20 protein-coding genes are annotated in these 20,644 nt (G+C 43.8%); 10 read left to right on the top strand and 10 right to left on the bottom strand.

All coding sequences use genetic code 11. The annotated features are described in order from the left end of the window. Window positions 1-88 precede the first annotated feature (88 nt). From G3570_RS04460 to G3570_RS04445, 4 genes are all read left to right on the top strand, one after another. A complete protein-coding gene (locus G3570_RS04460; protein WP_165139704.1) occupies window positions 89-766 on the top strand; it encodes a CDP-alcohol phosphatidyltransferase family protein in 678 nt (225 codons plus the stop codon). A 55-nt stretch (window positions 767-821) separates the two neighbouring features. Then, window positions 822-1,004 carry a PspC domain-containing protein gene (locus G3570_RS04455; RefSeq protein WP_165139701.1) on the top strand — a complete coding sequence of 61 codons (183 nt, stop codon included), beginning with the start codon at window positions 822-824 and terminating at the stop codon, window positions 1,002-1,004. Between the two features lie 133 nt (window positions 1,005-1,137). Continuing rightward, window positions 1,138-1,983: a Gfo/Idh/MocA family oxidoreductase gene (locus G3570_RS04450; RefSeq protein ID WP_165139698.1), complete on the top strand. Its 846-nt coding sequence runs from the start codon at window positions 1,138-1,140 to the stop codon at window positions 1,981-1,983. Window positions 1,984-2,246: 263 nt separating this feature from the next. Further along, window positions 2,247-2,402, top strand: coding sequence for a hypothetical protein (locus G3570_RS04445; RefSeq protein WP_165139695.1), 156 nt, complete (start codon window positions 2,247-2,249; stop codon window positions 2,400-2,402). Window positions 2,403-2,439: 37 nt separating this feature from the next. Here G3570_RS04445 and G3570_RS04440 read toward each other — a convergent pair whose 3' ends face one another. The 4 genes from G3570_RS04440 to G3570_RS04425 form a co-directional block, all read right to left on the bottom strand. Further along, window positions 2,440-3,303 carry an SDR family oxidoreductase gene (locus tag G3570_RS04440; protein WP_165139692.1) on the bottom strand — a complete coding sequence of 288 codons (864 nt, stop codon included), beginning with the start codon at window positions 3,301-3,303 and terminating at the stop codon, window positions 2,440-2,442. Window positions 3,304-3,373: 70 nt separating this feature from the next. Continuing rightward, window positions 3,374-4,555 carry a thiolase family protein gene (locus G3570_RS04435; protein ID WP_165139689.1) on the bottom strand — a complete coding sequence of 394 codons (1,182 nt, stop codon included), beginning with the start codon at window positions 4,553-4,555 and terminating at the stop codon, window positions 3,374-3,376. A 119-nt stretch (window positions 4,556-4,674) separates the two neighbouring features. Continuing rightward, on the bottom strand, window positions 4,675-7,047 hold the full coding sequence (locus G3570_RS04430; protein WP_165139686.1) for a 3-hydroxyacyl-CoA dehydrogenase/enoyl-CoA hydratase family protein: 2,373 nt from the start codon (window positions 7,045-7,047) through the stop codon (window positions 4,675-4,677). Window positions 7,048-7,195: 148 nt separating this feature from the next. Further along, window positions 7,196-8,980: an AMP-dependent synthetase/ligase gene (locus G3570_RS04425; protein WP_165139684.1), complete on the bottom strand. Its 1,785-nt coding sequence runs from the start codon at window positions 8,978-8,980 to the stop codon at window positions 7,196-7,198. A 127-nt stretch (window positions 8,981-9,107) separates the two neighbouring features. Here G3570_RS04425 and G3570_RS04420 point away from each other — a divergent pair, with 127 nt between their 5' ends. Further along, entirely contained in the window at window positions 9,108-9,539 is a 432-nt protein-coding gene (locus tag G3570_RS04420) for a PaaI family thioesterase (protein ID WP_165139681.1), read from the top strand. A 108-nt stretch (window positions 9,540-9,647) separates the two neighbouring features. Beyond that, window positions 9,648-9,998, top strand: coding sequence for a four helix bundle protein (locus G3570_RS04415; RefSeq protein WP_165139678.1), 351 nt, complete (start codon window positions 9,648-9,650; stop codon window positions 9,996-9,998). A gap of 36 nt (window positions 9,999-10,034) precedes the next feature. Here G3570_RS04415 and G3570_RS04410 read toward each other — a convergent pair whose 3' ends face one another. After that, on the bottom strand, window positions 10,035-10,754 hold the full coding sequence (locus G3570_RS04410) for a hypothetical protein (RefSeq protein WP_165139675.1): 720 nt from the start codon (window positions 10,752-10,754) through the stop codon (window positions 10,035-10,037). Window positions 10,755-11,041: 287 nt separating this feature from the next. Beyond that, a complete protein-coding gene (locus tag G3570_RS04405; RefSeq protein WP_165139671.1) occupies window positions 11,042-12,709 on the bottom strand; it encodes a class I adenylate-forming enzyme family protein in 1,668 nt (555 codons plus the stop codon). Window positions 12,710-12,841: 132 nt separating this feature from the next. Here G3570_RS04405 and G3570_RS04400 point away from each other — a divergent pair, with 132 nt between their 5' ends. The 3 genes from G3570_RS04400 to G3570_RS16475 all read left to right on the top strand — a co-directional run bounded on the left by G3570_RS04400 (window position 12,842) and on the right by G3570_RS16475 (window position 16,405). After that, on the top strand, window positions 12,842-13,651 hold the full coding sequence (locus tag G3570_RS04400; RefSeq protein WP_249066705.1) for a protein-L-isoaspartate(D-aspartate) O-methyltransferase: 810 nt from the start codon (window positions 12,842-12,844) through the stop codon (window positions 13,649-13,651). 219 nt (window positions 13,652-13,870) lie between these two features. Beyond that, window positions 13,871-14,695: a hypothetical protein gene (locus G3570_RS04395; protein WP_165139668.1), complete on the top strand. Its 825-nt coding sequence runs from the start codon at window positions 13,871-13,873 to the stop codon at window positions 14,693-14,695. A 285-nt stretch (window positions 14,696-14,980) separates the two neighbouring features. Continuing rightward, entirely contained in the window at window positions 14,981-16,405 is a 1,425-nt protein-coding gene (locus G3570_RS16475) for a S8 family peptidase (RefSeq protein WP_428841715.1), read from the top strand. A 59-nt stretch (window positions 16,406-16,464) separates the two neighbouring features. Here the strand turns inward: G3570_RS16475 and G3570_RS04385 are convergent, their stop codons facing one another. The 4 genes from G3570_RS04385 to G3570_RS04370 all read right to left on the bottom strand — a co-directional run bounded on the left by G3570_RS04385 (window position 16,465) and on the right by G3570_RS04370 (window position 19,546). Beyond that, entirely contained in the window at window positions 16,465-17,286 is an 822-nt protein-coding gene (locus tag G3570_RS04385) for a class I SAM-dependent methyltransferase (protein WP_165139662.1), read from the bottom strand. Beyond that, window positions 17,283-17,810, bottom strand: a complete 528-nt coding sequence (locus G3570_RS04380) for an OsmC family protein (protein WP_165139659.1) — start codon at window positions 17,808-17,810, stop codon at window positions 17,283-17,285. Before G3570_RS04380 ends, G3570_RS04385 begins: the two co-directional genes overlap by 4 nt. 293 nt (window positions 17,811-18,103) lie before the next feature. Next, window positions 18,104-18,835 (bottom strand): methanethiol S-methyltransferase, encoded by a 732-nt coding sequence (gene mddA, locus G3570_RS04375; RefSeq protein ID WP_249066703.1) that lies wholly within the window; start codon window positions 18,833-18,835, stop codon window positions 18,104-18,106. A gap of 39 nt (window positions 18,836-18,874) precedes the next feature. Beyond that, window positions 18,875-19,546: a class I SAM-dependent methyltransferase gene (locus tag G3570_RS04370; protein WP_165139653.1), complete on the bottom strand. Its 672-nt coding sequence runs from the start codon at window positions 19,544-19,546 to the stop codon at window positions 18,875-18,877. A 295-nt stretch (window positions 19,547-19,841) separates the two neighbouring features. On the opposite strand from G3570_RS04370, the gene G3570_RS04365 reads away from it, so the two are divergent. Then, a complete protein-coding gene (locus G3570_RS04365; RefSeq protein WP_165139650.1) occupies window positions 19,842-20,411 on the top strand; it encodes a hypothetical protein in 570 nt (189 codons plus the stop codon). Window positions 20,412-20,644 lie beyond the last annotated feature (233 nt).

Genomic DNA, 20,644 nt, shown 5'->3' with positions numbered 1-20,644 from the left:
TTTTAAAAGCGGAACTTCGAAGGTTCCGCTTTTTTTATTTTATTGAAACAATAAATAACGGGATAACGAATAATCCAGAAAACACAGCGTGAAAATTCCGGCTTATGGAGTTCATTTATTTACAGCTTTAGGTGCCGCTCTAGGCTTGTGGGCTATCCTTTTAACCTTTGATGGTTTCTATAAGGAAGCCATATGGGTGCTTGGTGCCGCAGTTTTTGTTGACGCCGTAGACGGTTCACTGGCACGTTATTTCGATGTAAAGGATTATGCCCCGAAAATCGACGGGGCACTGATGGACAATATCATCGACTTTATTACCTGGACTATTGCACCTTTTGTCTGGATCTATGCTACCATGCAGATACCCATTTGGGTACTAATTATTTGTGCTATTTCCAGTGCTTTCGGTTTTTCAAATATTCAAGCCAAAACTTCCGACAATTATTTTCTTGGTTTTCCTTCGTATTGGAATATTGTCGTTTTCTACATTTTCATGCTCAATCTGCCGGTTGAATTTGCATCGGCTATTATGTTGATCTTCGCTGTCACTACTTTTTTACCTATCAAGTTTATATATCCAAGCCGGACTTCGTTTCTAAAGAAGTTTACCCTCGTATTGGGATCGATCTTTGCGCTGCAGTTGATTGCCTTGATGATATTGTTCCAGGAATCCCCGCTGTACCTGATTTATAGCTCCTTCATTTTCCCAATTTATTACTTCAGTCTGTCCTTTTACCTTAATTTCAAATCAGTTGAAACAACTTGACTGAGTTCACGTAAGGTATAGATGATAAACGAAAATCCCGTAAATAAACCTGATTATGAGTGCAAGATTAAAGAAATCCAGAACTGACAGAATGATTTCCGGAGTGTGCGGCGGTATTGCCGAATATCTCGGGTGGGATCCGACTATTGTCAGAATCATATTTGTCATCTTGACTTTCCTCGGCTGGGGCAGCCCGGTATTGCTATACTTTATTTTGGCACTCGTAATGCCGGAATAATACAAGAGATCCTTTTTACCTGAGACGAGTCATGAATCATGGCTCGTCTTTTTTATTTAGTTTTCCTTCCTTTGTTGATATTAATGGGTAGATTCGCAATTATTGCAATCCACTATTACCCAATATCTTAACTATGAAAATAGGAATCGTCGGACCTGCTGATAGGGCTGTAGCCTGGGAAGAGCACCTTCGTCCACATCGCAGCGTAAAAGAAGTTGTCATTACAGCACATATCAAGGATATCGGTGACGTGGATGCCTGCCTGATTCTTGAAGACAGCGATGACAAGGTAAACATCCTGCTGAAGGCCATTCGCATGGGATATCATTCGTTTATGGTTTCTAGTCTTCCCACCTCACAGTCCGATATTGAGAAGATATATCATACAGCAGAAGAAGCTAATGTATTGCTTCAGTTTGCCCATTGGCCAACCTTTGCCCCCGCTTCTCAATGGATGAGTCAGAAAGTTTCCAAGCCTACCTTCCTTAACATAGTCAGGGAGATAAGCTACACGCAATTCCTGGAAAACAATCACTCACTTGATTATTACTGGATAGATGAACTGGCATACAGTCTGAAATGGATCAATGGAAATGTACATCATATTGATGTAAATACCGTTAATCTTCAGGCAGGAAAAGACCGTGCTATTCATCTATTGCTTCGTTTCGACAGCGGTGCTACTGCCAATATATTTGTTAATTCCTGCTCTTCGACGAACCGGCACCAGCGATTTGCTGCCGATCAGACTTTTTTGCTCGACTGCGATGTCCATTCCCAATCGGTGCGCCTTGGTAAGAATAATGACCAACAGCATCTATTTTTCGAAAAGCAGTCGTTTGATGCTACTCGTGCCGCTGAAATCGCGTCAACCCAGTTCCTGAAGTCCATTCAACTGAATAAAGCCACCCAGTTTAACGGGTATGATTTGTTGAAACTGGCTAACGAGGTTTCAAGAATTAAAGATCGCCTGCTCTAGCCACTCGATAGGTAAAAACACCTACCCTCCGCACAGATTTGTTAACATTAAGTTAACATTGGAGTATATTTAACAAAGCTATGAGTACCTTTAACAAATCATAAGTAATTGATATTAAATGGTTTATGCCTTGTTAACAATTCCTTAACATTAGAAGAAACAAATGCCTAAATTCTTAGTTATTAAAGATGGATGCAATATATTAATAAACAATAGTTTACACATTAACCTCTTTTGATCTGCCACATTCAGGAGGTGTCTTTATGAAGGACAAGTTATATGAGCAATATTACAAGAGGGGATTTGACCACTTCATATTCAAAAAAGTGCTCAACCTGAAAAGCCCTAAAAAAGAAGCAAAGCTCTTCTACATATCTGTCATCTCTTTGATCTTGTTATTGGCCCTGCTCTTCAGCTAAAACGTCTAAAGCTTTTAGAATTTCAAAAGTAAAGTTACTACTTCTTCTCCCCACCGGGCTTCATCGCATTAAAAAATTGTTTGAGCTTTTCTCTTGGAGCCAACTGGTCAATAAAGTTAAACTGCCCGGCAGTAAGGCGTTCCCCGCCATCGATGGTAATACAATCACCTGTGAGGTAAGGCGACATATCTGACATCAAAAAAGCTGCAAGATTTGCCAATTCCTCCGGCTCTCCATATCTGCCGGCGGGAATCTTGGATAGAAATTTCTCTTCAAAACTTTCATCAGGTACCAGTCTGGTCCATGCACCTTCTGTTGGAAATGGTCCGGGAGCAATGGCATTCAGCCGAATACCATAGGTAGCCCACTCATAAGCTAGAGAGCGGGTCATAGTCAATACTCCCGATTTGGCACATGCCGATGGAAGCACAAACGCAGATCCCGTATTCTCAGCATAGGTGGTTACAATGCTAAGGATATTGCCTTTGCGGTCATTATCAATCAAATAATTACCGAAACAGTGAGTACAGTTAAAGGAGCCGTGAAGCACAATGTCAATAATGGCTTTAAAACCGCCGGGTGTCAGATCCTCCGAAGCCGCCAAAAAATTCCCTGCCGCATTATTGACCAAGCCGTCCATACCACCGAAATCTTCGGTAATCTCACCGATCATTTCTTTTACTCGTTCATAGTCCCTTACATCGCAAACATAGGTTTCTACTTGTCCCTCTCCTTTTTCTTCAATCTCTTTAGCGGCATTCATCAGTTTTGATTCGGTTCGTCCGCAAATAGCAATTCCTGCTCCAAGGGAAGCAAATTTTTTGGCCATTTCCAGCCCCAATCCACTGCCGCCGCCGGTTACCAGTATCGTTTTATCCTGTAAGGTGTCTTCTTTGAACATATGTAAATTGCCTTTGGTGAGATTAAAGGTTTAGAAAACTTCTAAAGTGTCTTAAATCTCAATGAAATAATCAGTTTAAATTCTCAAATATACCGGCAGCGCCCATACCGCCTCCCACACACATGGTTACCATGCCGTAGGCTGAACCGCGCCGTTTCATCTCATACAGTATCTGTGTAGTGAGTTTGGCACCTGTGCATCCCAGCGGATGTCCCATGGCAATGGCACCTCCATTGACGTTTACAATCTCTTCATCCAAATCAAGCTCATGGATAACGGCCAGCGATTGAGCTGCGAATGCTTCGTTTAATTCTATCAGGTCAATGTCTTCCTGAGAAATACCGGTTTGCTTTAAGACTTTGGGAATAGCTTCTACCGGTCCGATACCCATAATCTCAGGTGGTACACCGGCAACTGAGAAGCCTACATATCTGGCCATCGGCTCCAGTCCGAGTTCATCAGCTTTCTCTTTACTCATAACGAGCACCGCCGCTGCAGCATCATTCATTTGTGAGGAATTGCCTGCGGTAACGCTTCCGCCCTGCTTAAATACCGGTCTCAATTTAGCCAGTACTTCCTTGGAAGTATCCTTTCTGGGACCCTCATCCTGCTCAAAAGTAAAGCTCTCCTCCTCTATTTCACCGGAGGAGGTCACCCTTTTCTCCTTAACTTCAATAGGTGTGATTTGGCCTTCAAACAGGTCATTTTCCCAGGCATCAATTGCCCGCATATGGCTTCGATAAGCGAATGCATCCTGGTCTTCCCTGCTGATATCATACTTGTCGGCTACATTTTCAGCTGTTAGACCCATATTGATATAAATTTCCGGGTAGTTATCTACCAGCTTTGGGTTAGGATGCACTACATAACCGCCCATAGGTACTTGTGACATCGATTCCACACCTCCGGCTATGATGACATCGGCACTTCCCGAGAGTATGCGTTCGGAAGCCTGAGCAATGGTTTGCAGCCCTGACGAACAGAATCGATTTACCGTTGCTGCAGGCACTGAAGGAGGCAATCCGCCCAGCAAGGCGCACTGTCGGGCAATATTCAATCCCTGGGAAGCCTCGGGAAAGGCACAGCCCATAATTACATCATCAACCATTTCCGGTTGCAGAGAAGGAGCTCTTTGTAGCAGGTCTTTGATAACTTCTCCGCCCAGCGTATCGGGATGAGTAAAGCGAAGAGATCCTTTATTAGCTTTTCCGGTCGGTGTTCGCGCCGCAGCAACAATTACAGCTTCAGTCATAATAGTAGAGAGTAATTAGTAATGAGTAAAAATGAAACACAGATGACACGGATCAGAGATAATGATTTCATAAATCAATAAAATCCGCTAAATCTGCGTCATCCGTGTTCTATTTAGTTCTAATTTCTTAGCGGTTTACCTTTTTTGAGCATATGCTCAATTCTAGCCTGAGTACGTTCATCTTCCAACAATTCCATAAATACTTCTCTTTCCAGCTTGAGCAGGTACTCTTCAGGGACATCCTGTGGTTCACTCAGTTCACCCCCGCTCATCACCCAGGCCACTTTACCGGCAACCACTTTGTCATAATCGGTAATAAATTCAGCCTCATGCATGATATAGAGCATCAGTTTTAAAGAGCTCAATCCTTTATTACCCATAACTTTAATGTCAGGCCTGGCCGGGGGCTGATATCCTACAACGGCCAAGGTTCTTGCCTCTTCTTTGGCCGCTGCAATCAACAGATCTCTGTTCATCACAATTACATCAGAATCCCTGAGATACCCTAAATTTCTTGCCTTCTGAGCACTTTCAGAAACCTTCGCCATTCCAATGGTTTTGAAAATCTCTTTAATGTTGGGAATAGGATCCACCTGCTCGTCCTCTACAAGACTGTCCATAGTTCTTTTGAGCATCTCTTTGGTTCCGCCACCCGCAGGTATCAAGCCCACGCCGACTTCAACAAGTCCGGCATAGAGTTCATGATGAGCCACTACTTTGTCGGCATGAAGCATAAACTCGACTCCTCCTCCTAAGGCCCGGCCAAATGGTGCAACGACCACCGGAAAAGGCTGGTAGCGCAGCCCGACTGCCGTATCCTGGAAATTCTTGGCTGCCTGCTTTACCTGGTCTTTTTGTCCCTGCTGCCAGGCTCCCATTGCCTCCATGAGATTGGCGCCGTATGAGAAATTATCACCGTCATGACTTATTACTAGTGCATCAAAATCCTGCTTTACTTTTTCACAGGCTTCCTGAAGGGTCTGCACAAGCTCAAAGCCCAGGGTATACTGTTTGGTTCTGAACTCAAATAGAGCCACTCCGTCACCCAGATCATAAAGACCGGCGCTGTCATTGCCCATAACTTCTTTGCCTTCTGCTTTTAGTGAGGATACCGTAACGGCACCATGGGCAGGAGGACTTAGGGATTCTACTTCGCCGGTAGCCAGGTTAAAGACTGTACCTTTATCTTTATCATAGAACTGTTTTCTACCCGAATCCAGCATCTCCAGAACTGGTTTGGGTACGTCTCTGCCTTCTTCCTGCATGCGTTTCACAGATTCCTGCACACCAATAGCATCCCAACGCTCAAAGGGTCCCAACTCCCAATTGAATCCCCACTTCATCGCGCGATCAATGGATTCCAAAGAGTCAGTTATCTCCGGTATGCGATTAGCCGAATATAGCAGAAGGTCACAATGAATGTCCCATAGAAAACGGCCTGCTTTGTCATCCTGATGGACCATATATTTCAAGCGTCCTCCCGAAGTGCGATGTTCCTTTTTAGCTTTTTTTGCACTTTCGAATTCCGGTTCTATTTGCGACTCATAGTCAAAGCTTGCCGGATCGATAACTTTATATTCTTTACCTGATTCGGTCTGTACTTTCTTGTAGAAGCCTTCACCCGCCTTATTACCATGCTTCCCTTGCTTTACCATCTTCTGAAAAGCCTCCGGAAGTTTGAATACTTCCCGGCGTTCATCGCCAGGAATGGCAGGATAGAGGTTTGAGGCTACGTGACTGATGACATCCAATCCGGACATATCGGCCGTGCGAAATGTTGCCGCCTTGGAATATCCGGTCAGTGTTCCGGTCAGAAAATCGATCTCTTCCGCCCTGAAACTTCCATCAAAGAAATAAGGCATAATACTCGCCATGGAGAAGATACCGATGCGATTGGCAATGAAGTTTGGAGTGTCTTTACACTTTACGACTCCCTTGCCCAATGTTTTTTCACAAAAACGGGACATGAAGTCTACTACTTCAGCTGAGGTCTTATCGGTAGGTATAACCTCTAACAGCTTCATATATCTTGGAGGATTAAAGAAGTGGGTCCCTAAAAAATGTCTCTGAAACTCTTCGCTGCAATCTTCCCCGATATCTCCGATGGGCAAGCCGGAAGTATTGGAACTGATGATGGTACCCTTATTCATAGACTCCTGAATACGGGACATCATATTTTTCTTGATGTCCATTTTTTCAATGATGGCTTCACAAACCCAGTCGGCATTCGCTACGGCATCCTCCAGATCATCTTCAAAGTTACCCGGTTTAATGCGATGGGCATATTCCGGCAGTCCCAGAGGATCGGGATTCATCTTGGTCAGTTTCTTGATGTTCTCCTCGACGGTTTTGTTTGGCTTGTCACCGTCGTTCTTAAGATCCAAAAGTGTCACCTCAAGACCTGCATTGACACAGTGAGCAGCAATCTGGCTCCCCATCGTTCCTGATCCCAATACAGCAACCTTGCGAATAGAATATGGATTCTTTGACATAAAACTCTTTTTTGGGCCACAGATAACACAGACTTTGGTTATTTGTCTAGGTCAACCAAATACCAAAATTTATCAAATGATGCATTTACCACTTATAAAAAATCTGTGTAAATCAGTGGCTATTATAAATTCAGCTTATTGCGTTTTACTATTCCTCTTCATACATAGAATCAATCTGTTCCTGGTAGCGTTCTTTTACGACCGAACGCTTGACTTTCAAGGTAGGTGTCAGCTCCCCTGAATCAATTGAAAATGGTTTATCCAGCAGAACAAATTTCTTTACCGTTTCCCAGGGTGAGAGCTCCCTGTTGACCTTATCCACTTCCTTCTGTATACGCACTCTTACCTTATCATCCTCATTGATATTATCAGGTACAGAAAAGCCTTTATCTTTTAGACGTTTTTCGATATTTCCGAAATCAGGTACGATAAGGGCTGAGCAGAATTTCCGTTTGTACCCTACCACCATAGCCTGATCGATGTAACCACTGTTTGTCAGCTTATTTTCTATAACCTGAGGGGCCACATACTTACCCGTTGAAAGCTTAAAGACCGATTTCTTACGATCGGTAATGAAGAGATAGCCATCCTCCAGTTTGCCGATGTCGCCGGTTTTAAACCAGCCGTCATCGGTCATCACCTCTTTGGTTTTTTCCTCATTATTGTAGTAGCCCTGCATAACGTGCGGTCCTTTGGTAAGGATCTCACCATCTTCACCAATCTTGACTTCCACATTCGATAACGGTGTCCCGGAGCTCCCTATCCTCATGTGATCAGAATCCGTCACGGAGATAACCGGTGATGTTTCGGTAAGACCATATCCTTGTCCGCAATAGAGTCCCAGTGCATTGAAGAATTTGAAAATTTCAGGTGAAAGTGCCGCACCCCCGCTGATAAAACCAAGTAGTCTCCCACCAAATAGTTCTCGAATCTTTGAGTAGACCAGTTTGTCAGCAATTTTGTGGGGAACTGCAGCAAGACCCGATGGCGGATTTTCAGGGTCATAATCCAGGGCACGATTAATGGCCCAATAGTAGAGCTGCTTCTTGACGCCGCTCATTTCCTGTCCTTTGACCTTAATACCGGTATGAATTTTTTCCAGCAGTCGCGGTACCGTCGCAATAAAAAAGGGCTTCACATAACTGAAGTCATCCCTGATTTCGTCGATACCCTCGATATAATAGATCGGGTAACCCAGGGAGAGGTACATATAGGAAATCAGCCTCTCGAAGACATGTGATAAAGGAAGGTAAGAGAGCATTTGTTCGCCCTCTTTAACGTCATCATCAAAAGGTACTCTCTCCAAGGATGCCAGCAAATTCGAGCCAATGTTGTTATGAGTTAGCATTACCCCTTTTGGATCTCCGGTGGTGCCGGATGTGTAAATCAGGGTAGCGAGATCATCAGGACTTATCTCACTTTTAAGTTCTTCAAAAAGATTTGGCGATTCCTCATGCTTCTTTCGACCCATTTCAAGGATCGATTCAAAAGTCTTCAGCTTTTTGTGCTTGGAACCGAATAGGGTGATGACAGCCTCAACATTCTCAATGCTTTTCATCAGTGGCTTGGAATCCGCAAACAGTTCATCATTGGATACTATATGAACCTTAGAACCTGAATTTTCAAGTATATATTTGATCTGTTCACCGGGTTGCGTGGTATAAATGGGGACATTAGCCGCACCCAGTGATAAAATTGCCTGATCGCAGATTACCCATTCTGCTGAGTTCTCTGAATGAATACTTACCCTGTCACCCCTGCGAACTCCCAGTTCGTACAAACCCAGCGCAAAATTCCTAACCTTTTCCTTGAACTCATCTATTCCTGTCTTATACCACTCCCCATTCCGTTTGGTAAAAATAAAATTATCTCCCTCATAGCGCTCAAGACCTTTGTCAATCTCAGCAATTATCGTTGTTGGATCGTAAACCATAGCTCACTTAAGTTATGTTGATAATTGATACAGGTAAGTTAAAGGAATGTTAAACTTTTAAAAGTCTATTCAAAATATTAATTACTTTCTGCCATTCATTTAGCCATAAATAGCCAAATAGACCACTATGTACGTACAAGAAAAAATCAGGGATAAAGTGGATCGCTTCATGGATGTCTCCCAAAAGAACATGGGCGATGCTCTTGGTATAAAGTTTCTATCATTTAAAGAAGATGAGGTCAAGGGATCCATGCCCGTCAATGAAAATACCGTTCAGCCTTTCGGAATCCTGCATGGCGGGGCTTCAGTGGCTCTTGCCGAGACCCTGGCTTCTATCGGTGCATGGCTTCATGCCGGGGAATCTGAGACGGCAGTAGGTGTTGAAATCAATGCAAATCATATACGGGCTATAAAAAAAGGAGAAAAGGTGATCGGTACCGCGGTGCCTGTTAAAACCGGCAGAAAAGTCCATGTCTGGGAGGTCAAGATACACACCGAAGAGGGCAAACTGGTCTGCGTCTCGCGGTGTACGTTGATGATTATTAGTCGTGAGTCATGAGTCTTGAGTCTTGAGTCTTGAGACTTGAGTCTTAAGAATGTATTTATCACCTGATTGTAAGGATTTGCTTTCTGGACGGTCTTACAATTAGGCATTGATAATCGAAAAATGAATAGATTCAAAAACTTACATATTTGGAAACGTTCTATTGCTTTGGCGACTGAAATTTATGGGATAACATCTAAGTTTCCACCCGATGAGAAATTTGGGTTGTGTGCCCAAATAAGAAGATGTGTTGTATCAATTAGCTCAAATATTGCAGAAGGTGCAGGTAGAAATACCAAGAAAGACTTCAATCGATTCCTTAGCATTGCTTACGGATCGTTATATGAGCTCGAAACACAGCTGACTATTGCTGCTAATTTAGATTACTTGAATAATTCTGAGAAAGAAATTCTTAGCGACGAAATAACCGAACTTCAAAAAATGGTGTACTCGTTTTCAAAGACTTTACACTAAGAGTTTTACCTACAACTCAAGACTCACGACTCAAGACTATTCATACAACTGCTTAATGAGCTTACGCTTTACGACAGGCAGTACCGTTTCGTTGAATGGGAAATCCAGGTCGGTTTGGAAGGCGTAGGTCGCCGGGTTCGGGAGTTTTTTGAATTCGTTGATCAGATCGAGTTTGATGGAATTCGGGGATCTCATGGCCCGTCCCTGTCCCAGGGCTTTTAAAAATTGCGTTTTAAGTGAACGATACTGATCCTTGGCACTCTGGAAGATGGAGACCTCATATTCAAAAAGGAGCAGCTTTGCCTCTTCATTATCCGGCACAAAAAAGTAACCCTCATCAATATAATTGGGAATGATGCCAACCTCCTCAAGGAAAATCTTTTCATTCACAAATTCGTAAATTGTTTTACCTTCCTCGATTTTGGCTTTGATATGTGGCAGTGCCCATTCTATCAGTTCCTCCACCTTTTGAAGGTCGGATCCGTCCACAAAAACAATCTCATGTTCGATCTCCTGGTTGACAAAATCGACTTTTTTGATGCGTTTTGGGAATTCACTGCGAAGGTCGTTGAGTCGCTTTCGGATATCTTCAAGCGTATGATAGAGCTCTGCCAGGTTGCTTAGGTGCGGGTAAATTTTATTATGCTGGAAGTCTTCAGAAATGCGTTTGAGAGCGGATAGCACCTTATACTGCCGTTTTTCGTAGTCTGATTGTACCTGGGTGAAAAGATCAAGTGTAAGTAGAGGACTGTTCATAAGAACCACCTTAGATGATTTGGATGCCGTTCTGAGACCTTTTTGCTGTAAATGTTTTTATAACTTTATAGAATAACGAAGAATGGTGCAAGTTTTATTGTGAAAACCGGATGCTGGATGCTGGATGCTGGATGCTGGAACAAGCTGATCTTTTATCTTACCCCTTCCAAGGTTGTTTTGGTTGATTTTTGAGGAATCTCCCCTCTCATGTCAAAAAAATTCTGATTTTTGAATTCTGAATTCTGGATTCCACCCCTGCCTTCTGCCTTCTCACTTTTCACTTTTCACTACTCACTCCCCTCCTTCCGAAACTGCGTCTCCTTCCATTCCTCAAAATGATGGGCAACATTCCTTCTCTGGTACTTTCCTGTGGATGTCACCGGTATTTCATCTCCGAAGACTACTACTTTCGGGGCCTTGGAAAAGGGCAAATGGTCCCTGCAGAATTCCAGGATGGCTTCTTCATCTTTTTTAGCGCCTTCCTTTAGCTGTACATAGGCTCCTACCTCCTCCCCATACCAATCGTTTTCAAAACCCACAGCGATGCCAGCCTTAACTCCGGGAGCCTTATTGATTACTTCATCAATTTCCAGAGGGGCCAGGTTAACCCCTCCGCGTATGATCAGTTCCTTGATGCGTCCGGTAATAAAGAAGTAGGGGCGATCTTCATCGTCCTTAACGTAGAACCCCTCATCCCCGCTTCTGAACCATCCGTACTTAAAGGCCTTTTCATTAGCTTCCTTGTTGTTGTAATAGCCAAGCATCACATTCACACCCCGAATGACGATCTCGCCCCGCTCGTTTTCCCCCACCGGATTCCCTTCGGTATCATGAATCTCCATCTCATTTGCCGGGATGGGCACTCCTATACTCGGATAACCAAAGTCACTGCGCCACTTCTTATGTTCTCTATCCTGAATATCCAACGGCAAAAAACAGGAGTAGCAGGTAGTTTCCGAGAGACCATACCCGTGAATAATTCGAATACCAAAGCGTTCTTCAAAGGTCTCTGCTACCTTAACCGTTAACGGACCGGCACCGCAGATTACGTGTCGCAGACTAGCGCATGTTTTATAGTCTTGCTCAGCATAGTGGCTGTTTAAATATTGCAGCAGAGTTGGTACCATACTTACAATATGCACCTCCTCTTGCCTGATGGTTGGGAAAAAAGCTTTTACCCGAAATCGCTGGTTGAGAACCGCAGATCCACCGGCCAGAAAAGGAGTCAGCAAGGTTACCACCGTCCCGTTCACATGGTGAATTGGCAGCACGCACATCATTCTTGTATCAGCATCAATATCATGCCATTCGGCAATAGAACGAGCATCTTCCAGGAGATTGCGTTGACTCAGCACCACTCCTTTCGGCGGACCGGTAGTTCCGGAAGTATATACGATGAGCGCTTCAGATTCGGCAAGGCTGCCGTCTTCCAGTTTAAGCTCACCCTCTTTATCCCAATAATTGTACACAGTCTCTTCGCACAAAATGGTCTCGACATTCTTCAGCGCATCGTTATCCCGGAATATATTGCTGATACGCCCGCGGTATTCCTTTCGTATAAACGCCAGTTCCACCTTGGCATTTTCCAGGATGTAGGCAATTCTTTCGTCATCCTCCCCCAGATTAACCGGAACAACCACCAGCCCCAATAGCCAGGATGCAAAATATTGTACAACCGTTTGCCAGTGATTATGGGAAATCGTAGCTACCCGGTCGCCCCGTCTCAGACCGTGTTTTTGAAGATGCCTGGCAACACCATACACTTTGTCACAAAATTGCCTGTAGGTAAATTCTCTGCGGTTGTCATTCTCATCGATATATACCAGGTACGATTCAGACTCCGTCATTCTCTTTTCCAACAGCTCCCTGAAATCAACATAGGGTAGCTCGGGTAGAGAATCGTGACTTAAACTACGGGCGTGATCAATTTTCTGCTGAAGTTCATTATAATCCATAAAAAAGCCTATTTCTTGAAACTGTTTTATGTTACTTCTTGCGCATCGAAAAGGCAAGCAAACCAATGAAACGTTGAACTAATAGATCCACCACTTTGTTTTTATGAGTACAAGATAAATCGGCTAATGGCTATGAATATTTATACCGGTATAATTACTATCGTTTCCGCAGTACTTGCTGTTTTTCTAAGTGCTATTCCCAACTTTCGACCTATAGAAGCAGCAAAACGATATAAACTGAATAACAAGGTGACTGCTGCAATGCAAGATACCATAGAATGGGAAAAACCACGATTTTCCGAGCGGCGTGAAGAACGTTACCAAATGGTAAAAAGAGCCATAAAAGGGCGAGGAGTAACCGATAAAGCCACTCTTGAAGCCATGAGGCAGGTCCCTCGACACTTGTTTGTCCCTGAAGACAGAAGGAGTAATGCCTACGAAAACAGGCCACTTCCCATTGGATATCAACAGACCATTTCCCAGCCCTATATTGTGGGCTATATGACCCAGCTGCTTGAGCTTGATGAAGGGGAAAAGGTGCTTGAAATCGGTACAGGCAGCGGTTACCAGGCAGCCATACTTTCGGAACTAACTCCCTATGTATTTACTATAGAAATCGTAGAAGAACTCGGCAAGCAGGCAAGAGAACGCTTTGAGTCCCTCGGATATCATACCATTGAAACTAAAATTGGAGACGGTTACAAAGGATGGCCCGAGCATGCTCCCTTTGATGCCATTATTCTGACAGCAGCGGCAGATGATATTCCCGAACCGCTGATTGAACAGCTTAAACCGGGCGGAGTCATGGTGCTCCCTGTTGGTGACTCAGGACTTACCCAGAGACTGCTGAGAGTTCGCAAAACAGAAGACGGGAAGATCGAAACAGAACGTAAATTACCGGTACGTTTTGTACCCATGACCGGTATAGATCAGAAAAACTAGCAATAACGGTTTCTCGTCAAACCTACAAGTTCAGAAGCCTGCAGGATTAGCTTAAATCAATACAATATACCTGACCTAATAGTACTTTATTTCTATGATAGTAAAATGATTCACTCATTAATCGCGTTACTTTAATCAATGTTAATTTTTTGTGTTTGTAGATAATGGTTAGATTTTGTGCCATAATAGAGAGATACACATAACCAAATAACGAATTAAATGAAGCTGCCTCATCGCACTGTTCTTTCAGTATGCCTATTATTTTTGATCCCCTTTTTATCCAGCGCCCAGTCATCAACGGATACAGCAAATTCAGCGCTACTGGATACACTTCTAAAGAAGATCCCATTTGAAAGCAGGCTACAACGTGCTCCTAAGGATATTGAAATGCAGTTTGCTCAAAATCCCTTAGGATTACCGGCTGAAAAAAACGAAAAAATGATAGCGCTTTTTGCGGAAGGCTTCGTAATCGATTCACTTATGTATGATGTGAAAAAGGTGTTTGAGGAGCGTTACCAAAATCCGTATTCCGATGAGTTCCAACAATGGCTGAGTCGTCCCTCCACTCAAAAAGTGCATGAGGCTGAAGAGGCTACCAATACTCTGCAGGGAGCACGTCGAAGGGTGGTGCGAATGTATGAGTTGGAACAGGAACCGCCATCTGAAGAACGGGAAGAGGTCATCCTATCCCTCATGAATTCCACCTCTACGGTTGACAATGCCATTCAGTCCCAAACTATTTTATTCCGTTCTATTGTATCTGCTTTCAGTATTCTCAGTGACCAGCGCACCTTCAGCGATTCACAGATAGATGGTATTGTAAGCAATTATCGCATGGAGATAGAAAATCAAATTCAGGATGACCTGAAGCAGCAATACCTGATTATGTATTTTGATTTGGATAGTGAGGCCTTAAGAGAATATACCTCCTTCTATGAAAGTGACGCCGGTTCGTGGCTCGATTCAACCGCAACGGAAGCAGTGACCACAGCCTATCAAAATGCTACAGATCGGTTCATTGAAGCTATTGAGAATATTCAATAAGACATTCCTACACCCTTACTCTGAAACCCTGAGTTTTAACTTATGATCAAGCGAATATTATTATCACTCATTCTTGCCGTTACAATTTACGGCTGTTCCACTACCGAACAGGCAATGCCAACCGAACAGAAGCCGCAGCCTAAAGAGGTAGATTTTTCTACACTGCTGGAACCGCCCAAAGACTGGCATCACCTTGATGAAGAGCAAACACAGTTCAGGGGAATCAGCAGCCGGCTCGCTTATGAAACCATCCTGCAAAATCGATCAAGTGAAAAAGAGATAATCGTGGCAGTGATCGACGGTGGGATTGATGCCGATCATGAGGACCTCATAGACAATATGTGGATAAATGAAGATGAAATTGCCGGTAATGGCCTTGATGATGATCAGAACGGTTATATCGATGATATCCACGGCTGGAATTTTATAGGCGGACCGGATGGAGAGAATGTCGATCATGACACTTTTGAGCTGACACGTATCTACCGGAAACTAGAACCGAAATATGCTGATATTGATACCACGCAATTAAGCCAAAAAGAACGGGAAGAATATGCCTACTTCAGGGAAATCCATTCGGATTATGAAGACCGGGTAATGGAACAAGTCACCCAGTATGAAAATATTCGATCGCTGGAAGAAAGTATGGCCCAGGCTAAGCAAATTTTAAGTGACTATTACAGTGACAGTACCTATACCTATGAGGATCTACAGGAATTGCAGCCCCAAAACCAGCAGCAACAGTTTGCACAGAATGTCATGCTGTATGTGATGGAAAATGACATCGACTCTACACTCATTGCCGAGCAAAAAAAGCAAGTCTATGAGTTTGCCAAATACGGTTACAATCCGGATTTCCATACAAGACAGATTGTTGGTGATAACTATGAGGATACATCCGAACGATTCTATGGCAACAATGATGTAGCAGGTCCTGATCCAACTCACGGAACGCATGTAGCAGGCATTATCGCAGCAGTCAGAAATAATGACATCGGAATAAACGGGGTCTCCAACAACACCAAAATTATGGGCATACGCGCCGTACCCAATGGTGATGAGCGAGACAAAGATGTTGCCAATGCCATTCGCTATGCTGTGGATAACGGGGCCCATGTTATTAATATGAGTTTTGGAAAGGGATATTCCCCGTATAAAGAAACCGTAGATGCTGCGGTAAAATACGCTGAAGAAAACGGGGTGTTGTTGGTCCACGGTGCCGGTAATGATGGAGCTGATACCGACACTAAACCGAGTTTCCCGACTGATAAATATGGAGACGGCTTTTCGGATGAAGGTGCTTCCGAGCTGTGGATCAGTGTCGGGGCCAGTTCATGGAAACCGAACGAAGATTTTGTAGCAAGTTTCAGCAATTACGGCGATGAATCCGTTGATATTTTTGCCCCGGGTGTTGACATCTATTCTACCATGCCGGATGATTCCTATGAATTTCAGGATGGAACCAGCATGGCCTCCCCGGTGGTTGCCGGTGTGGCTGCCCTGATTATGGCCTATTACCCCAACCTCAGTGCCCGGCAAGTGAAAGATGTGATTTTACAAAGCGCCGTGAAGTATACCGATCAACAGGTAGTACTGCCTAATCAGCAGAGTCCTGATGAGTCCATGGTACCTTTCGGGACCCTCTCAGTAAGCGGTGGCGTCGTAAATGTTGAGCGGGCACTGCAAGAGGCCCAAAGAATAAGCCAGTAATTAAAAACAGAAAGACATGCCAGGTTTTAGAAACTTGGCATGTCTTTTAGGATACGTTTCTAAATTTTTCTACCCGTAACGATGACAAACTCACCGGGGATATCAAAATGACCTTCCCCATCATGATAGGGTTCAATGGATTCCAGGTACTCTTCATGGGCTTCTCTCTTGGTAGACTCGTCGAACTTCCGGTAGGCCAAAGCAACAGCACCTCCCAGAAAAGCACCAATAATAGCTTCTTCGTCCGAATCGTAGTGAAGTGTTACATCAAAACGATCCGTCGTCACTTCACTGAATCCTGCTTTTTCAAATGACCTTTGCAGGTTTCCACCTGTACCTAACTGGAAAAACAAGGGGCATACATCTGTCTTAACGCGCCGGTCAACAATAGGAAATATCTCTGCCCAACCGCAGGCTTTTCTTCGGCCCCATACCAACGCTGCTGCTCTACCCCCGGCCCTCAGAACCCGAAACATTTCCAAATTCGCTGTGTCTGGATCGGGGTAATACATCAATCCCAGTGAATTGATAGCCAGATCAAAAGACTCATCCGCAAAGTCGAGCTCCTCAGCATCCATAGCTTGGAAATTAACACCGGTGATATTTCTCTCTTTGGCAATTTTTCCGGCTTTTTCAATCATGCCTTCCGAAAGATCTATAGCAGTGACAGAACCTTCAACACCTACCGTTTCGGCAATAGGAAAAGTCACCAGCCCCGTGCCACAGGAGATGTCCAGCACCTCTTCTCCTGAACATATATTAGCTGCCTCCAACAGACGTGCCTGTGCCGGCCAAAGCTGCCGCTGCCAGCCGGACTCATAATACGGCGAGGAATAATCCCAACCGTACTTTTGTACCCTTCGTTGTAATTCCGGTTTCATGTCCACTCCTTTATCGAAGATTTTATGGTAAGTTCTCTCTGTATGGGAATTGCTCTTTGAAAATCATCACGCACCGGACTGTACTTGTCAGCCTTTTCAACCAGCCTTTTGATTTCTTCTTCGGATGCCGGACTCTCAATCGTCACTGAATACCGGATCGATTTAAAGCCGGGGGGAATATCTGCAACTCCGAACTGTCCCCTTGCATCAAATTCGGTTTCTACATCCACCTTTATATCGTCGATTGGAATCTCCAGATACGCAGCCCAGGTAGCGTAGCCAATGGCAAGACAGCTTCCTAATGCTGCTCTCTCAAGTATACCCGGTCCGGGACCGGCATCATTTCCACCGGCATCCTTCCCCACATCAACGGTTAAGCGCTTTGATCCGCTTACGATTTCACAGGTAGTACCGTCGACAACATGAACATGGGTCAATGCAGTACTCTGACCTATAGAAGGCCGTAGTTTGAGCGCCTTTACATTTCTTTTGAATACATTCTTAATAGTATTTGGATCGGCCATAAGATAACCTCCATTCTCTTAGTTATTAATACCTGCAACTGGCTGAAGAGAATCGTTTCAATATTATCAGCACAGTGACGGAAGAGGCAGGTTCCATCAAAATAGTTCAGTCAGTTATTGAGTCATTTTCCCATCTAGAACCAGTAAGTTCAGTGAACAAAACTTTCTATCTCTGTTTGCTCTATCTTTCTAAATATTAGAGACTTAAATAAAATGTAGTAAGATTTATCTTTAAGAACTAGACGGATTTTTCAAACAGAGCATTTTTTAGCGTGAACCGGTGCTCAACCTTTTTATTTCAGACCCGGAAAAAATTTAGGCACGCGTTCCCTATAGTCCTCGTACTTCTCTCCGAACCGACGTAGCATTGCTTTCTCCTCAAAGTAGACACCTATAAATATATACGTCGTCATTCCTGCTGAGAAAATCAGTTGCCCTACAGTCATTCTCGGTACGGACCAGAAGGCTATCAAAAAGCCCAGCATTAGCGGATGGCGTACATACTTGTAAAAACCAGGTTCCATAAATTTCGGTGGCTGTAGCTCTTCCCCTTTCCAGTAGCTCCACGCTTGTCGAAGTCCAAAGAGTCTGAAGTGATCGATCATATACGTTGAGAGAAACAGCACCAACCAACCCAGCCAGAAACCCCAACTGAGTATCAGTGATACCCAGGTAGCATTCACTTCCCATACCGGTTCGTTTATCGGTTGCCACAACCAGAGAAGCAAAATAAGAGCAAAGGTTGAAAAGAGCACGTAGGTACTTCGCTCAACAGGCCATGCCACATATTGGGTCCACCACTTTTTGAATGACTTCCTTGCCATGATGGAGTGTTGCAAGCCGAAAAGAGCGATGAGCCCCAGATTAATCAGCACGGCAGGCATCAATGCTATCTCGTCCCCGCTGTTAACGGTTTTTGGTAGTAGTTCAGAGTAATTTCCCAGGAAAAGAATCATGTAAAGGAATGTGGCAAAAAATAACAGGTAAGCTATTACGGCATAAAGTAGAACTAAAAAACGTTTCATAGTGATCATTGTTTTTGGTATGACTTTATTTTTCAGGCTTCAACCATTCTTAGCAGCGACAATACAGTGCGATTCCAATTGCAGCGTATTGCCTTCAAAATCCAGTTCGGGATCTAAGGATACCTGTTCATTGGTAACGATGAATCCATTTTCGGATAGTATTTCTTTCCACTCTTCAGCTGCATAAAGGTTAAATCCAAACTCAACAAAAGGAAAAACCAGCATGCTCTCTCGGGAACGTATACCGGTATAGAATTTGCCGCCGGGTTTAAGCACCCGATGAACTTCTGATAGATGTTTTCCCGGTTGATCCCAGAAGTAAACGACCATATTGCAGTAGACTTTGTCGAATGTGGAATCAGAAAACGGCAAATCATCACTTTCTCCCCATTTCACATTTAGCAAGCCTTCATCAATAACCTTCTTATTATTTGATTGGGCTAATTTCACCATCTCCTCAGAGAAGTCAATTCCGCTCACCTTTAGATCATCGGCATACTTGAAAAGATCCTTGAAAAAGGCACCGGTGCCAAAACCAATCTCAAGCAGCCGTTCCGTACCCTGCAGCTGCATAGTTTCCACTGTCAGATCAAATAGCGGTTTGTTTACCCGGTTCATTTTCATACCAACTTCTTCGGCAAAATCGCCTGATGGTTTTTTAAGCTGGGCTGCGATGAATTCCGGATCAGTTTGATTGTTTTGCTCAGTCATAAGTATCTCAATTTTAAATTATACTTACTTCCATCTGATTTATAAGCTGAAACCAGCGGGCAAAAAGTATCCTTAAGTGACACACATGAACACCCAATGCGTCTGTTGAAAAGCTAATCTGCAATATAGGCAAAGGCAATGTGAATTAGGTCAACAATAGGTAAACAATAAAGCGGCATAGCTGTTTATGACCCCTGACACATTTAGTATTTCAATTTTAAAAGGTAATACCTACTATACTTGTGAGAACGGATCTTTCGGTAAGGCATACCCCCAATTCAATACGACATGACAGATGCTAAGAAGGCTACTCTTTCCCCTGGTGCTGATAGTATGTTTCGCTATTCCATTTCAAAGTTCTGCCCAAATCAGTTTTAAAGATTGGCTGGAACGACGCAAGGGAGGATATGTGCTAATTACGGGACTAGACATGCTTCCCGGCCAATCAACAGCTTCTCCCAGGCTTTGGGTGGTAAACGGTTTTCAATTTAACCGGAAGGTATCAGCCGGCCTGGGTGTGGGTTTCACCTATTATGATGACCCGTTGAGCCTGCTGCCCCTGTTTATCGATTTCAAGTATCAGTTTCAGGCGGATGATATCCGTCCCTTTTTCTTTCTCAAAAGCGGTTACAATATAAGCTTACTAACCGATAAAGAAGATACGGTGAATTCTCATTCGGGCGGACTTATGCTCAACCCGGGACTGGGTCTGCAGTTCGAAACTTCCGGGAAGTTGGCCTGGCATGTCAGCGTCGCGTTCAATCTCGATCGGGCTACCTATTTTGAGCCCGCTGATGCCTTCTCCTCCATCGAAAACAATCTAAGCTACGAGCGCTTTTCCCTGGGAGTTGGACTAAGCTTTTAAGTTGCATCCGGTTGGATTAATGTAGGATGAAGTTAATATTTAGTTACCCGTATTCTTATTATGTAGCAAAACAGCATCCTCATTCCACGACAGAGAAAACATTAGGCAACCTATTCATTCCGTAGCGAAGCGGCGGAATGAGAAAGAAATAACTTAGCATAGCTTAGGGGTTCTAAGTCATTTGCTTTCTCTTTTATAAAAGCAGTTCTTTTATTTCTTATTAAGACGGGGGT

The organism is Halalkalibaculum roseum (assembly GCF_011059145.1).
Taxonomy (GTDB): domain Bacteria; phylum Bacteroidota; class Rhodothermia; order Balneolales; family Balneolaceae; genus Halalkalibaculum; species Halalkalibaculum roseum.
Note: the sequence above shows the minus strand (reverse complement) of the source record. Positions and strands in the feature narration are given on the sequence as shown.